Raw genomic sequence first — 15,419 nt, forward strand, 5'->3', positions numbered from 1 at the left:
CCCAAGCACCCAGCTACAAGTCATGCCTGATGACCATAGCGAGTCGGTCCCACCCCTTCCCATCCCGAACAGGACCGTGAAACGACTCCACGCCAATGATAGTGCGGATTGCCCGTGTGAAAGTAGGTAATCGTCAGGCTCCCTATGCCGTATCCAACCCCCCGTTCAGCCACAGCGCTCACGGGGGGTTGTTGTTTTTGCAGGCGCAAAAGCCTATTAGTGAGAGCATCGGTTGATGTTGCACACGCGTGAAAGCCTTGACTTTGCGTAGTGCTGCCGCCATAATCATCCGTTCTCTGCGGAGGGGTGCCCGAGTGGCTAAAGGGGGCAGACTGTAAATCTGTTGGCTTACGCCTACGTTGGTTCGAATCCAACCTCCTCCACCAGAATGCAAGTGTGATGCGGCAAGGAATCGTGAGGGCGCGATCGTGAAGCCTTAGCGGGTGTAGCTCAATGGTAGAGCAGAAGCCTTCCAAGCTTACGACGAGGGTTCGATTCCCTTCACCCGCTCCAGTGCCAAGAAAGTAGCAGCGCCCATGTGGCTCAGTGGTAGAGCACTCCCTTGGTAAGGGAGAGGTCGGCAGTTCGATCCTGCCCATGGGCACCAGCAGATGTCAGTGTTTGTTTGCGTGCGGCGCAACATACGGAAAAATCCTCTCAGGAGTCGAAAATGGCCAAGGGCAAGTTTGAACGGACCAAGCCGCACGTGAACGTCGGCACGATTGGTCACGTTGATCACGGCAAGACCACGCTGACGGCGGCGATCACGACGGTGCTGACCGCGAAGTTTGGTGGCGAAGCGAAGGCGTACGACCAGATCGACGCGGCGCCGGAAGAAAAGGCGCGCGGTATCACGATCAACACGGCGCACGTGGAGTACGAGACGGCTAACCGTCACTACGCGCACGTTGACTGCCCGGGCCACGCTGACTACGTGAAGAACATGATCACGGGTGCGGCGCAGATGGACGGCGCGATCCTGGTGTGTTCGGCCGCGGACGGCCCGATGCCGCAAACGCGCGAGCACATTTTGCTGGCGCGTCAGGTGGGCGTGCCGTACATCATCGTGTTCCTGAACAAGTGCGACATGGTGGACGACGCGGAACTGCTCGAGCTGGTGGAAATGGAAGTGCGCGAGCTGCTCTCGAAGTACGACTTCCCGGGCGACGAAACGCCGATCATCAAGGGCTCGGCGAAGCTGGCGCTCGAAGGCGACAAGGGCGAGCTGGGCGAAGTGGCGATCATGAGCCTGGCCGACGCGCTGGACACGTACATCCCGACGCCGGAGCGCGCGATCGACGGCGCGTTCCTGATGCCGGTGGAAGATGTGTTCTCGATCTCGGGTCGCGGCACGGTGGTAACGGGCCGGGTCGAGCGTGGCGTGGTGAAGGTTGGCGAGGAAATCGAGATTATCGGTATCAAGCCGACGGTGAAGACGACGTGCACGGGCGTGGAGATGTTCCGCAAGCTGCTGGACCAAGGTCAAGCGGGCGACAACGTGGGCATTTTGCTGCGCGGCACGAAGCGCGAAGACGTGGAGCGTGGCCAGGTGTTGGCCAAGCCGGGTTCGATCACGCCGCATACGCACTTCACGGCTGAGGTGTATGTGCTGAGCAAGGACGAAGGCGGTCGCCACACGCCGTTCTTCAACAACTATCGTCCGCAGTTCTACTTCCGCACGACGGATGTGACGGGTTCGATCGAGTTGCCGAAGGACAAGGAAATGGTGATGCCGGGCGATAACGTGTCGATCACGGTCAAGCTGATCGCGCCGATCGCCATGGAAGAAGGCCTGCGCTTCGCTATCCGCGAAGGCGGCCGTACCGTCGGTGCAGGTGTCGTTGCGAAGATCATCGAGTAAGCCAGTCAATCTCGGTGGTCTGTGGTTTCGGGGTTGGTTTCATAGCCAACCCCAAATGGTTTAGGGGTATAGCTCAACTGGCAGAGCGTCGGTCTCCAAAACCGAAGGTTGGGGGTTCGATTCCCTCTGCCCCTGCCAAAATTTCTGCGCGACGTGCGCGTTAAGGTGTTATGGCGAATCCTTCCGTCGAAGCTGTGGATACTTCCAGCGACAAATTGATGCTTATCGCGGGCGTACTGCTGGTCTTGGCCGGATTCGTAGGGTTCTTCTGGCTGAGTGGCCAGGAATGGTATGTGCGCGGCGCGGCCCTCGTGGTCGGTGTTGCTGCGGGTGTTGTGGTAAGTCTCCTCTCCTCCCCCGGTAAGGGTTTTATCGCCTTCGCCAAGGACTCATACAAAGAAGTTCGCAAGGTTGTCTGGCCGACCCGCAAGGAAGCGACGCAGACTACCCTGGTGGTCTTCGGCTTCGTGCTGGTCATGGCGGTGCTTCTTTGGATCAGCGATAAATCTATCGAATGGGTAATTTTCTCGGCGATTCTGGGTTGGAAATGATATGAGCGGCGATACTCCTGCATCCCCGAGCGGTAAACGTTGGTATGTCGTGCATGCCTACTCCGGTATGGAGAAAAGCGTGCAGCGAGCGCTCCAAGAGCGAATCGAGCGCGCCGGCATGCAAGATCAATTTGGCCAGATCCTCGTTCCGACGGAAGAAGTCGTTGAAGTGAAGGGTGGCCACAAGTCGGTGACGGAGCGGCGCTTCTTCCCTGGCTATGTGCTCGTCGAAATGGAAATGACCGACGAAACCTGGCACCTCGTGAAGAACACGGCCAAGGTGACGGGTTTTGTCGGCGGTGCGCGCAATCGCCCGAGTCCGATTTCCCCCCGGGAAGTCGAAAAAATCATGTCGCAGATGCAAGAGGGCGTCGAGAAGCCGCGCCCAAAGACCTTGTTCGAGGTCGGCGAAATGGTTCGTGTAAAGGATGGCCCGTTCACCGACTTCAACGGCAGCGTCGAGGAAGTGAACTACGAGAAGTCGCGTGTCCGCGTGTCCGTCACCATCTTCGGGCGTGCGACGCCCGTCGAACTCGAATTCGGCCAGGTCGAAAAGCTGTAATGAATACTGCGGATCGCTCCCGTGGGAGCGGTTCGTTTTTCGCGCTTACGGTCCGCGCTATGGCCGTTGAGGAGCGTCAGTAGCCGCGCGTGACCGTGCGGCGAACGCGCGTTACTACTCACCGAACGCATTTGCGTTCCAGCGAGGTTGTCGAAATGGCAAAGAAAATTATCGGCTTTATCAAGCTGCAGATTCCTGCAGGTAAAGCCAATCCGTCGCCGCCGGTTGGTCCGGCGCTGGGTCAGCGTGGCCTGAACATCATGGAGTTCTGCAAGGCGTTTAACGCGCAGACTCAAGCGATGGAGCCGGGTCTGCCCGTTCCGGTCGTCATCACCGCATTCGCCGACAAGAGCTTCACGTTCATTCTGAAGACTCCGCCGGCCACGGTCCTCGTCAAGAAGGCTGCCAAGGTCGACAAGGGTTCCGCCAAGCCGCACACGGACAAGGTTGGCAAGATCACGCGCGCGCAAGCCGAAGAAATCGCCAAGACGAAAATGCCGGATCTCACGGCAGCTGATTTGGACGCCGCGGTCCGCACGATCGCCGGCAGCGCCCGCTCGATGGGCATCACCGTGGAGGGCGTGTAAATGGCTAAGCTGTCGAAGCGTTTGCAAGCATTCGCGACCAAGATCGATCGCCAGAAGCTTTATCCGATCGACACCGCGATCTCGCTCGTCAAAGAGTGCGCCAACGCGAAGTTCAATGAATCGATCGATGTTGCCGTTCAGCTTGGCATCGATGCGAAGAAATCGGATCAAGTAGTTCGCGGCTCGGTGGTGTTGCCCGCCGGTACCGGCAAGTCGGTGCGCGTCGCCGTGTTCGCGCAAGGCGACAAGGCCGAGCAGGCTCGTGCCGCCGGCGCCGAGATCGTCGGCATGGAAGACCTTGCCGAGCAAATTAAGGGCGGCAACCTGAATTTCGACGTGGTGATCGCGTCGCCCGACACGATGCGCGTTGTCGGTACGCTCGGTCAGATTCTCGGTCCGCGCGGCCTGATGCCGAACCCGAAGGTTGGCACGGTCACGCCCGACGTCGCGACGGCGGTGAAGAACGCGAAAGCCGGTCAGGTGCAGTTCCGTGTCGACAAGGCCGGGATTATCCATGCCACGATCGGTCGTGCATCGTTCGAACCGACCGCGCTGCGCTCGAATCTGTCGGCGCTCGTCGAGGCATTGCAAAAGGCAAAGCCGGCAACGAGCAAGGGCGTGTATCTGCGCAAGATCGCCGTGTCGAGCACGATGGGCGTGGGTGTCCGCGTCGATCAAACGTCGCTGGCCGCGCAGTAAGGAATTTTGTTCGCACGAGTTGTTTGGCCGTAGGCGCTATGGCGTTGCAGCTCGGTGCGATATTTAAGGGCTTTGGGCGGTTGCATGAAGGCAGTTTGCTTTGTGCAACCGGTTGTCAAAGACCGTTGGCGGGAGCGCAGCAGGCAGGCGTTCTCTTAATGAAAGCCAACGCAGATGGCGAACCCGAAACAGTTTTGCAGTGATGAAGTCGATTGTCGGCCGCAACGCCAACCAGCGATGCGGCAAGCCATCGATCGAAATACTCCTAACACCTCGGACGCCGTTGTTGAACGCGGCATGTGAGGCAGTCTCGCCGAGCATGCTGAATCTGGAGGTTAACCGTGCCACTGAACAAAGAAGGTAAGCAGGCCGTCGTGGCTGAGGTTTCCGCGCAAGTCGCGAAAGCCCAGACCATGGTGTTGGCCGAGTATCGTGGAATCGCGGTTGGCGATCTGACGAAGCTGCGTGCGAAAGCGCGCGAGCAGCGGGTGTACCTGCGTGTGTTGAAGAACACACTGGCGCGTCGCGCCGTTGAAGGTACCCCGTTTGCTCCGCTGGCCGAGCAGATGACCGGTCCTCTGATCTACGGCATCTCTGAAGATGCAATTGCTGCTGCCAAGGTCGTCAACGACTTCGGCAAGAGCAATGACAAGTTGATCATCAAGGCCGGTGCCTACGAAGGCAAGGTGATGGACAAGGCGGCCGTGCAAGCGCTCGCCAACATCCCGAGCCGCGAGGAACTGCTCTCCAAGCTGTTGTTCGTCATGCAAGCGCCTGTTTCGGGCTTTGCGCGCGCACTCGCTGCGCTCGCAGAGAAGAAGCAAGGCGAAGCGGAAGCTGCCTGAACTCGTTCAGGCAACGCATGGCGCACCTCAGTCGAGCGTAATCGGTCGCTGGCTGTATCCGAATTCAATTTAGGAGTATTTCAAATGGCAATCGCAAAAGATGACATCCTCGAAGCCGTCAGCTCGATGTCGGTTTTGGAACTGAACGACCTCGTCAAGGCGTTCGAAGAGAAGTTTGGCGTGTCGGCTGCTGCTGTTGCAGTGGCAGGCCCGGCGGGTGGCGGCGCAGCTGCCGTGGCAGAAGAGCAAACCGAATTCACCGTTAATCTCGTTGAAGTCGGCGCAAACAAGGTATCGGTCATTAAGGCCGTTCGCGAACTGACGGGCCTGGGCCTCAAGGAAGCGAAGGACCTCGTCGACGGCGCACCGAAGCCCGTGAAGGAAGCGGTGCCGAAGGCAGCTGCAGAAGAAGCGAAGAAGAAGCTCGAAGAAGCTGGTGCGAAGGCTGAGATCAAGTAAAGGATCGGCGCGCTCAGCGAAGGCTGGCGGTTTTTCACCGCCGGCCTTTTTGTGCTTTGTGGGGACTACGTTTTGCTGCGCGGTTGCGAGCGGAATGTCGGCCCCAGAGGCCAAAGAAAACTACCCCTCGGCCCAGCCGAACGGCATTTTTCTTTGTCTTCTGAAGCGACTGCAGAAGGCAAGTTTGGTCGGGCAGCGGAATATAGGCATTCGCTGCCGTCAGCCAGCGGTTGGTAGCGGCCAACCACCAAGCTTCTAGGCTCGTTCAAGCCCAGGACGGCCATCGGGTCTCAGTCGGTGAACACTCGGGTTCTCAAATCTTGGCATCTCGCCTCGACAATGCCCGCCGTGATTCGGAGATCGTATGCAATATTCCTTCACCGAGAAGAAGCGTATTCGCAAGAGTTTTGCGAAGCGCCCCATCGTTCACCAAGTACCTTTCCTGCTGGCCACCCAGCTTGAATCATTCAGCACGTTTTTACAAGCGGACGTGCTTGGTTCGCAGCGCAAACCCGAGGGTTTGCAGGCTGCGTTCACGTCCGTCTTTCCGATCGTCTCGCATAACGGTTTCGCGCGTCTCGAGTTCGTGAGCTATGCGTTGTCCTCGCCGGCCTTCAACATCAAGGAATGCCAGCAGCGCGGTCTTACGTATTGCTCGGCCTTGCGTGCCAAGGTTCGACTCGTCTTGCTGGACAAAGAATCTCCAAGCAAGCCAGTCGTCAAGGAAGTGAAGGAGCAGGAAGTCTACATGGGCGAAATTCCGCTCATGACGCCGACTGGCTCGTTCGTCATCAACGGCACCGAGCGTGTCATCGTCTCGCAGCTGCACCGCTCGCCTGGCGTGTTCTTCGAACACGATAAGGGCAAAACGCACAGCTCGGGCAAGCTGCTCTTTTCCGCGCGGATCATTCCTTACCGCGGCTCGTGGCTCGACTTCGAATTCGACCCGAAAGACATTCTGTACTTCCGCGTCGACCGTCGCCGCAAGATGCCGGTCACGATCCTGCTCAAGGCCATTGGCCTCACGCCGGAACAGATCCTGGCTAACTTCTTCGTCTTCGACAATTTCACGTTGATGGGCGAAGGCGCGCAGATGGAGTTCGTGTCCGAACGCCTGCGCGGCGAAGTGGCGCGTTTCGACATCACCGATCGCGATGGCAACGTCATTGTCCAGAAGGACAAGCGGATCAACGCGAAGCACATTCGCGATCTCGATAGCGCGAAGACGAAGTTCATTTCGGTGCCCGAAGATTATCTTCTCGGCCGTGTGCTCGCGAAGAACGTCGTCGACAGCGAAACGGGTGAAGTGATCGCCAACGCGAACGAAGAAATCACGGAAGGCACGCTCGACAAGCTGCGCGAAGCGAAGGTCAAGGAAATCCAGACGCTCTATACGAACGATCTGGATCAGGGCCCGTATATCTCTTCGACGCTGCGCATCGATGAAACCGCCGATCGGACCGCTGCGCGTATCGCGATTTATCGCATGATGCGCCCGGGCGAGCCGCCGACCGAAGAAGCCGTCGAAGCGCTCTTCAACCGGCTGTTCTACAGCGAAGATGCGTACGACCTCTCGAAGGTCGGCCGTATGAAGTTCAATCGCCGCGTCGGCCGGGACGAAATCACGGGCCCGATGACGCTGCAAGACGACGACATCCTCGCCACAATCAAGATCCTCGTCGAGCTGCGTAACGGCAAGGGCGAAGTCGACGACATCGATCACCTCGGCAATCGTCGCGTGCGCTGCGTGGGCGAGCTCGCGGAAAACCAATTCCGCGCGGGTCTCGTGCGCGTCGAGCGGGCGGTGAAGGAGCGTCTCGGTCAGGCGGAAAGCGAAAACCTGATGCCGCACGATCTGATCAACTCGAAGCCGATTTCGTCGGCGATTCGCGAGTTCTTCGGTTCGTCGCAGCTTTCGCAGTTCATGGACCAGACCAACCCGCTGTCGGAAATCACGCACAAGCGCCGCGTTTCCGCTCTTGGGCCGGGTGGTCTGACGCGCGAACGGGCAGGCTTCGAGGTGCGCGACGTGCACCCAACGCACTATGGCCGTGTATGCCCGATCGAAACGCCGGAAGGCCCGAACATCGGTCTTATCAACTCGCTCGCGTTGTATGCGCACCTGAACGAGTACGGTTTTCTCGAAACGCCGTATCGCAAGGTCGTCGACAGCAAGGTGACGAATCAGATCGATTACCTGTCGGCCATCGAAGAAGGCCGCTATGTGATCGCTCAGGCGAATGCGGCGGTGGCCGACGATGGCACGCTCACCGATGAACTCGTTTCGTCGCGTGAAGCCGGTGAGACGCTGATGGTCACGCCGGACCGCATCCAGTACATGGATGTGGCGCCGTCGCAGATCGTCTCGGTGGCCGCCTCGCTGATTCCGTTCCTCGAACACGATGACGCGAACCGCGCGTTGATGGGCTCGAACATGCAGCGTCAGGCCGTGCCTTGCCTGCGTCCGGAAAAGCCGGTGGTGGGCACGGGTATCGAGCGCACGGTTGCGGTCGACTCGGGCACGACGGTGCAGGCGTTGCGTGGTGGTGTCGTCGATTACGTCGACGCGGGCCGTATCGTCATTCGTGTGAACGACGATGAAGCAGTTGCGGGCGATGTGGGTGTGGATATCTACAACCTGATCAAGTACACGCGCTCGAATCAGAACACGAACATCAACCAGCGTCCGATCGTGAAGGTGGGCGACAAGGTCTTGCGTGGCGACGTGCTGGCCGACGGCGCTTCGACGGACCTTGGCGAACTCGCGCTTGGCCAGAACATGCTGGTCGCGTTCATGCCGTGGAACGGCTACAACTTCGAAGATTCGATCCTGATCTCGGAGAAGGTCGTGGCGGACGACCGCTACACCTCGATTCATATCGAGGAGTTGAACGTCGTCGCTCGTGACACGAAACTCGGACCGGAAGAAATCACGCGCGACATCTCGAACCTCGCCGAAGTGCAGCTCTCGCGCCTCGACGAATCGGGCATCGTCTATATCGGTGCGGAAGTCGAAGCGGGCGATGTGCTCGTCGGCAAGGTCACGCCGAAGGGCGAAACGCAACTGACGCCGGAAGAGAAGCTGCTGCGCGCGATTTTCGGCGAGAAGGCCTCGGACGTGAAAGACACGTCGCTGCGCGTGCCCTCGGGCATGAGCGGCACCGTGATCGACGTGCAGGTGTTCACGCGCGAAGGCATCCAACGCGACAAGCGCGCTCAGCAGATCATCGACGATGAACTGAAGCGCTATCGCCTGGACCTGAACGACCAGCTGCGTATCGTCGAAGGCGATGCGTTCCAGCGTCTGGCACGTATGCTCGTCGGTAAGGTGGCGAACGGCGGTCCGAAGAAGCTCGCGAAGGGCACGAAGATCGATCAGGCCTACCTCGAGGATCTCGACCACTATCACTGGTTCGATATTCGCCTCGCGGACGAAGATGCGGCGGCCCAGCTCGAAGCGATCAAAGATTCGATCGAGCAAAAGCGCCACCAATTCGACCTCGCGTTCGAAGAGAAGCGCAAGAAGCTCACGCAGGGCGACGAATTGCCGCCGGGCGTGCTGAAGATGGTCAAGGTGTATCTCGCCGTGAAGCGTCGTCTGCAGCCTGGCGACAAGATGGCGGGCCGTCACGGTAACAAGGGTGTCGTCTCGAAGATCGTTCCGATCGAAGACATGCCGTACATGGCCGATGGCCGTCCGGCTGACGTCGTGTTGAATCCGCTCGGCGTGCCGTCGCGGATGAACGTTGGCCAGGTGCTCGAAGTTCACCTTGGCTGGGCGGCGAAAGGTCTCGGCTGGCGAATCGGCGAAATGCTGCAGCAGCAGGCGAAGGTGGAAGAGCTGCGCGCGTTCCTGACGAAGCTCTACAACGAGTCGGGCCGTGCCGAAGAGCTGGATGGCTTTAGCGATGACGAGATCGTCGAGCTCGCGAAGAACCTGCGTGAAGGCGTGCCGTTCGCCACACCGGTGTTCGACGGTGCGACGGAAGAGGAAATGTCGAAGATGCTCGATCTCGCGTTCCCCGACCACGTTGCCGAGCAGCTTGGCATGACCAAGTCGAAGAACCAGGTGCGCCTGTCCGACGGCCGTACGGGTGAACCGTTCGAGCGTCCCGTCACGGTCGGCTACATGCATTATCTGAAGCTGCACCACTTGGTCGACGACAAGATGCACGCCCGCTCGACTGGTCCGTACTCGCTCGTGACGCAACAGCCGTTGGGCGGTAAGGCACAGTTCGGCGGTCAGCGCTTCGGTGAAATGGAAGTGTGGGCGCTCGAAGCGTACGGCGCATCGTATGTCTTGCAGGAAATGCTGACCGTGAAGTCGGACGACGTGGCGGGCCGGACCAAGGTTTATGAAAACCTGGTCAAGGGCGATCACGTGATCGACGCCGGCATGCCTGAGTCGTTCAACGTGTTGGTGAAGGAAATCCGGTCGCTCGGTATCGATATCGACCTGGACCGGAACTAATCGGACTACTGGAGAGAAGCGATGAAAGCTTTGCTCGATCTATTCAAGCAAGTCCAACAAGAAGAAGTTTTCGATGCGATCAAGATCGGTCTTGCCTCGCCCGACAAGATCCGCTCGTGGTCGTTCGGTGAAGTCAAGAAGCCGGAAACGATCAACTATCGTACGTTCAAGCCTGAGCGCGACGGCTTGTTTTGCGCGAAGATTTTCGGTCCGATCAAGGACTACGAATGCTTGTGCGGCAAGTACAAGCGCTTGAAGCACCGTGGCGTGATCTGCGAGAAGTGCGGCGTCGAAGTGACGCTCGCCAAGGTGCGCCGCGAGCGCATGGGCCACATCGAATTGGCTTCGCCGGTTGCGCACATCTGGTTCTTGAAATCGCTGCCGTCGCGTCTGGGCATGGTGCTCGACATGACGCTGCGCGACATCGAGCGCGTGCTGTACTTCGAAGCGTACGTGGTGATCGAACCCGGCATGACGCCGCTCAAGGCGCGTCAGATCATGACCGAAGAGGATTACTACAACAAGGTCGAAGAGTACGGTGACGAATTCCGTGCCGAAATGGGCGCGGAAGGCGTGCGCGAGCTGCTGCGTGCTATCAACATCGACGAACAGGTCGAGACGTTGCGCACCGAGCTCAAGAACACCGGCTCGGAAGCGAAGATCAAGAAGTACGCGAAGCGCTTGAAGGTGCTCGAGGCCTTCCAACGCTCGGGGATCAAGCCCGAGTGGATGGTGCTGGAAGTGCTGCCGGTGCTGCCGCCCGAGTTGCGTCCGCTCGTGCCGCTCGACGGCGGCCGTTTCGCGACCTCGGATCTGAATGACCTCTATCGCCGAGTTATCAACCGTAATAACCGGTTGAAGCGTCTGCTCGAGCTCAAGGCGCCGGAAATCATCGTCCGCAACGAAAAGCGGATGCTGCAAGAGGCCGTCGATTCGCTGCTCGATAATGGTCGTCGCGGCAAGGCGATGACGGGCGCGAACAAGCGTCCGCTCAAGTCGCTCGCCGACATGATCAAGGGCAAGGGCGGCCGTTTCCGTCAGAACTTGCTCGGTAAGCGCGTCGATTATTCGGGCCGTTCGGTCATTGTGGTCGGCCCGACGCTCAAGCTGCATCAGTGCGGTTTGCCGAAGCTGATGGCGCTCGAACTCTTCAAGCCGTTCATCTTCAACAAGCTCGAAGTGATGGGCGTCGCAACGACCATCAAGGCGGCGAAGAAGGAAGTCGAGAACCAGACGGCGGTCGTGTGGGACATCCTCGAAGAGGTGATCCGTGAGCATCCGGTGATGCTCAACCGTGCACCGACGCTGCACCGTCTCGGCATCCAGGCGTTCGAGCCGGTGCTGATCGAAGGCAAGGCCATCCAACTGCATCCGCTCGTGTGCGCGGCGTTCAACGCCGACTTCGACGGTGACCAGATGGCCGTTCACGTGCCGTTGTCGCTCGAAGCGCAGATGGAAGCGCGCACGCTGATGCTGGCGTCGAACAACATCCTGTTCCCGGCCAACGGCGATCCGTCGATCGTGCCGTCGCAGGATATCGTGCTCGGCTTGTATTACGCGACGCGCGAAGCCGTCAACGGCAAGGGCGAAGGCATGAGCTTCACCGGTGTGTCGGAAGTCCTGCGCGCCTATGAGAACAAGGAAGTCGAGCTCGCCTCGCGCGTGAACGTGCGTATCACCGAAATGGTGGCGAACGAGGACACGTCCGAAGGTGCGCCGAAATTCGTGCCGAAGATTTCGCTTTACGCCACGACGGTCGGCCGCTCGATTCTGTCCGAGATTTTGCCGCCTGGGCTGCCGTTCTCGGTGCTGAACAAGCCGCTCAAGAAGAAGGAAATCTCGCGCCTCATCAATACGGCGTTCCGCCGTTGCGGTCTGCGCGAGACGGTGATCTTCGCCGACCAGTTGATGCAATCGGGTTTCCGTCTCGCCACGCGCGCCGGCATCTCGATCTGCGTCGACGACATGCTCGTACCGCCGCAGAAGGAAGTGATCGTTGGCGATGCCGCGAAGAAAGTGAAGGAGTACGACCGTCAGTACATGTCGGGTCTCGTCACGTCACAAGAGCGCTACAACAACGTGGTCGACATCTGGTCGGCAACGTCGGAAGCGGTCGGCAAGGCGATGATGGAGCAGCTGTCGACGGAGCCGGTCGTGGATCGGGACGGCAACGAAATACGGCAGGAGTCGTTCAACTCGATCTACATGATGGCCGACTCGGGCGCACGTGGCTCGGCGGTGCAGATTCGTCAGTTGGCCGGTATGCGCGGCCTGATGGCCAAGCCGGACGGCTCGATCATCGAGACGCCGATTACGGCGAACTTCCGCGAAGGCCTGAACGTGCTGCAGTACTTCATTTCGACGCACGGCGCGCGTAAGGGTTTGGCCGATACGGCATTGAAGACGGCGAACTCGGGTTACCTGACACGTCGTCTCGTCGACGTGACGCAGGATCTTGTGGTCACCGAAGACGATTGCGGTACCGGCAATGGCGTCGCGATGAAAGCGCTCGTCGAAGGCGGTGAAGTCGTCGAAGCGTTGCGCGACCGGATTCTCGGCCGCGTGGCGACGGCTGACGTCGTCAACCCCGAGACGCAGGAAACGCTGTACGAAACCGGTACGCTGCTCGACGAAACCGCAGTGGAAGAAATCGAGCGGCTCGGCATCGACGAAGTGCGCGTTCGCACGCCGCTGACGTGCGAAACACGTTACGGTCTGTGCGCGGCGTGCTACGGCCGCGACCTCGGCCGCGGCTCGCTCGTGAACGTCGGCGAAGCGGTCGGCGTGATAGCGGCGCAGTCGATCGGCGAACCGGGCACACAGCTCACGATGCGTACGTTCCACATCGGTGGTGCGGCGTCGCGTGCGGCAGTGGCCTCGTCCGTCGAAGCGAAGAGCAACGGTACCGTGCGCTTTACCGCGACGATGCGCTACGTGACGAATGCGAAGGGCGAGCAGATCGTCATCTCGCGTTCGGGCGAAGCGATGATCACGGACGATCACGGCCGCGAGCGCGAGCGTCACAAGGTGCCGTACGGCGCGACACTGTTGCAGCTCGACGGTGCGCAGATCAAGGCCGGCGCGCAGCTTGCGACGTGGGACCCGCTGACACGCCCGATCATCACCGAGTACGGCGGTACGGTGAAGTTCGAAAACGTCGAAGAAGGTGTGACGGTTGCGAAGCAGATCGACGATGTGACGGGCTTGTCGACGCTCGTCGTTATCGACGTGAAGCGCCGCGGTTCGCAAGCTTCGAAGAGCGTGCGTCCGCAGGTGAAACTGCTCGACGCGAACGGCGAGGAAGTGAAGATCCCCGGCACCGAGCATTCGGTACAGATCGGCTTCCAAGTCGGCGCGCTGATCACCGTGAAGGACGGTCAGCAAGTGCAGGTCGGTGAGGTGCTCGCGCGGATTCCGACGGAATCGCAAAAGACGCGTGACATTACCGGCGGTCTGCCGCGTGTGGCTGAACTCTTCGAGGCACGTTCGCCGAAGGACGCCGGCATCTTGGCGGAAGTCACGGGTACGGTTTCGTTCGGTAAGGACACAAAGGGCAAGCAGCGTCTCGTCATCACGGATCTCGAGGGCAACCAGCACGAGTTCCTGATCGCGAAGGAAAAGCAGGTGCTGGTTCACGATGGTCAGGTCGTCAACAAGGGCGAAATGATCGTGGACGGCCCGGCCGATCCGCATGACATCTTGCGTTTGCAGGGTGTCGAGGCGCTGTCGCGTTACATCGTCGACGAAGTGCAGGACGTGTACCGTTTGCAGGGCGTGAAGATCAACGACAAGCACATCGAAGTGATCGTGCGTCAGATGCTGCGCCGTGTGCAGATTACCGATAACGGCGATACGCGTTTCATTCCGGGTGAACAAGTCGAGCGTTCCGATATGCTCGATGAAAACGACCGGATGATCGCGGATGACAAGCGTCCGGCAATCTACGAGAACGTGCTGCTCGGTATCACGAAGGCGTCGCTGTCGACCGACTCGTTCATCTCGGCCGCATCGTTCCAAGAGACGACGCGCGTGCTGACGGAAGCTGCGATCATGGGCAAGCGCGACGATTTGCGCGGGCTGAAGGAAAACGTGATTGTCGGTCGATTGATTCCGGCCGGTACGGGGCTTGCGTTCCACAAGGCGCGCAAGAACAAGGAGGCTTCCGACCGCGAGCGTTTCGATCAGATCGCCGCCGAAGAAGCGTTCGACTTCGGTCCGCCCGAGACACCTGCGGACGAGCAACAACAGCAACATCCGGCGGAGTAACGGCGCGGCGCGAGCCGCCTGGTAGGACGTCCGGTAAAAGCCGCTCAGTGCATGCTGAGCGGCTTTTTTTCTGATGTGGCGATGGTGCGATATCGGTAGACGGCCGAAAATCATAGTCACGCCAAGGCGCTGTCTGACCTAGTTGTTTTCACAGCATAAGGCTGAGTACGGCCTTTGTATAAGGCACTGCTCCGGCGATTTGTCACGCGGCGAGACCGAAGACACGGCCCCCTTGCGTTTCGTTGAAGCCGGCCAATTCGGAAGGATCGCGCACCTTGCCCAGACCGATCCGAATCGTGTCGAAAATGATCCGTCGCGTGAGCCCTGGGCCGGCGTTGAGCGCCTGCCAGACATCCAGCGCGGCTCGCGCGCGTAGGTAGTCGTCCGATTCGGGATCGAGAAACGCGCTGAAATTGCCGAACGCGCTGAGAAATCCAGGCGGTTCCGCTCCATAGACATCGCGCCAGATCCGATAGTCCTCGCTGCGCAGTTTTGCTTTCATGAGCGCGAAGTCGTCGTCGACCAATGGCCGGTGCGCCACTAACTGCATCTGGCCTTTGACGACGTTGGTGGGCAGCACAAGCAGTTCATCGATGATGTACCTGCGCAAAAATGCGCCCACAGCCGTTGCTCGCTCGTCTTCCGCGCCCTGGCTGCTATCGGATTGATCTCCCCCCAGCAGTGTGCGTAGCTTATGCATGGCGAACATCTCGCCGTCCATCCCTTCACGGTAGGAGTCGAACCGAATCTTCCCCACCTGGCCTTCCCGCGCTAATGCGATCGCCCCACCGGCAAGCACCGGGAGCGTCAAGGGCGCGAGCAAGGCATCGACGGCGAGGTCGGTGAAGCGCCGGACGCGACTGTCGGCGGCCCATTTGGTGACGCTCGTGCGGGCATCGAACGATTCGAGAACGGATGCATCGGGGGCCAAAAAAATCGGGTCGAGCCGCGGGGGCGGGGACGTGAGATCGGGCGAGGTGCGGAACTTCGCGGCGCGAGCAGCGGGCGTCTCGGCCGCGATAAGTACAAGCCCTGCCAGAAGGCTCTGATCGCGGTGCATCGAGCCCAAGACGTGATTCACCGGTCCCCCGCACCAACCACTAAATGGCGGGAGCTTC

Annotated in this window: 10 protein-coding genes, 4 tRNA genes and 1 rRNA gene; 14 read left to right on the forward strand and 1 reads right to left on the reverse strand. The window is 59.8% G+C overall.

The features are described from left to right. Positions 1–25: 25 nt before the first annotated feature. The 14 genes from rrf (at position 26) to rpoC (ending at position 14,301) form a co-directional block, all read left to right on the forward strand. A 5S ribosomal RNA gene (gene rrf, locus ACSQ20_RS01375) occupies positions 26–139 on the forward strand. Between the two features lie 161 nt (positions 140–300). Beyond that, positions 301–386 (forward strand) — tRNA-Tyr (locus ACSQ20_RS01380). Positions 387–439: 53 nt separating this feature from the next. Then, positions 440–513: transfer RNA gene (locus tag ACSQ20_RS01385), tRNA-Gly, on the forward strand. Positions 514–532: 19 nt separating this feature from the next. Further along, a tRNA-Thr gene (locus ACSQ20_RS01390) sits at positions 533–607 on the forward strand. Positions 608–670: 63 nt separating this feature from the next. Next, positions 671–1,861 carry an elongation factor Tu gene (gene tuf / locus ACSQ20_RS01395; protein WP_436016732.1) on the forward strand — a complete coding sequence of 397 codons (1,191 nt, stop codon included), beginning with the start codon at positions 671–673 and terminating at the stop codon, positions 1,859–1,861. Between the two features lie 62 nt (positions 1,862–1,923). After that, positions 1,924–1,999, forward strand: a tRNA-Trp gene (locus ACSQ20_RS01400). A 32-nt stretch (positions 2,000–2,031) separates the two neighbouring features. After that, positions 2,032–2,412, forward strand: coding sequence for a preprotein translocase subunit SecE (secE, locus tag ACSQ20_RS01405; protein ID WP_436016734.1), 381 nt, complete (start codon positions 2,032–2,034; stop codon positions 2,410–2,412). A 1-nt stretch (position 2,413) separates the two neighbouring features. Next, positions 2,414–2,974: a transcription termination/antitermination protein NusG gene (gene nusG, locus ACSQ20_RS01410; RefSeq protein ID WP_436016736.1), complete on the forward strand. Its 561-nt coding sequence runs from the start codon at positions 2,414–2,416 to the stop codon at positions 2,972–2,974. Between the two features lie 155 nt (positions 2,975–3,129). Beyond that, the gene (gene rplK, locus ACSQ20_RS01415; RefSeq protein WP_436016738.1) at positions 3,130–3,561 is read left to right on the forward strand and encodes a 50S ribosomal protein L11; all 432 of its coding nucleotides are present in this window, start codon (positions 3,130–3,132) and stop codon (positions 3,559–3,561) included. Further along, a complete protein-coding gene (gene rplA / locus ACSQ20_RS01420) occupies positions 3,562–4,260 on the forward strand; it encodes a 50S ribosomal protein L1 (RefSeq protein ID WP_436016740.1) in 699 nt (232 codons plus the stop codon). A gap of 341 nt (positions 4,261–4,601) precedes the next feature. Beyond that, positions 4,602–5,105 (forward strand): 50S ribosomal protein L10, encoded by a 504-nt coding sequence (gene rplJ, locus ACSQ20_RS01425; RefSeq protein WP_436016742.1) that lies wholly within the window; start codon positions 4,602–4,604, stop codon positions 5,103–5,105. An 84-nt stretch (positions 5,106–5,189) separates the two neighbouring features. Next, complete coding sequence (gene rplL / locus ACSQ20_RS01430) at positions 5,190–5,564, forward strand: 50S ribosomal protein L7/L12 (RefSeq protein ID WP_436016744.1); 375 nt, start codon at positions 5,190–5,192, stop codon at positions 5,562–5,564. A 364-nt stretch (positions 5,565–5,928) separates the two neighbouring features. After that, positions 5,929–10,035, forward strand: a complete 4,107-nt coding sequence (gene rpoB / locus ACSQ20_RS01435) for a DNA-directed RNA polymerase subunit beta (RefSeq protein ID WP_436016746.1) — start codon at positions 5,929–5,931, stop codon at positions 10,033–10,035. Between the two features lie 21 nt (positions 10,036–10,056). Next, positions 10,057–14,301, forward strand: coding sequence for a DNA-directed RNA polymerase subunit beta' (gene rpoC / locus ACSQ20_RS01440; protein WP_436016748.1), 4,245 nt, complete (start codon positions 10,057–10,059; stop codon positions 14,299–14,301). 202 nt (positions 14,302–14,503) lie between these two features. Here rpoC and ACSQ20_RS01445 read toward each other — a convergent pair whose 3' ends face one another. Then, complete coding sequence (locus tag ACSQ20_RS01445; RefSeq protein ID WP_436016750.1) at positions 14,504–15,382, reverse strand: sugar transferase; 879 nt, start codon at positions 15,380–15,382, stop codon at positions 14,504–14,506. Positions 15,383–15,419 lie beyond the last annotated feature (37 nt).

Origin of the sequence: Trinickia sp. LjRoot230 (assembly GCF_964253315.1) — a bacterium.
GTDB lineage: Bacteria > Pseudomonadota > Gammaproteobacteria > Burkholderiales > Burkholderiaceae > Trinickia.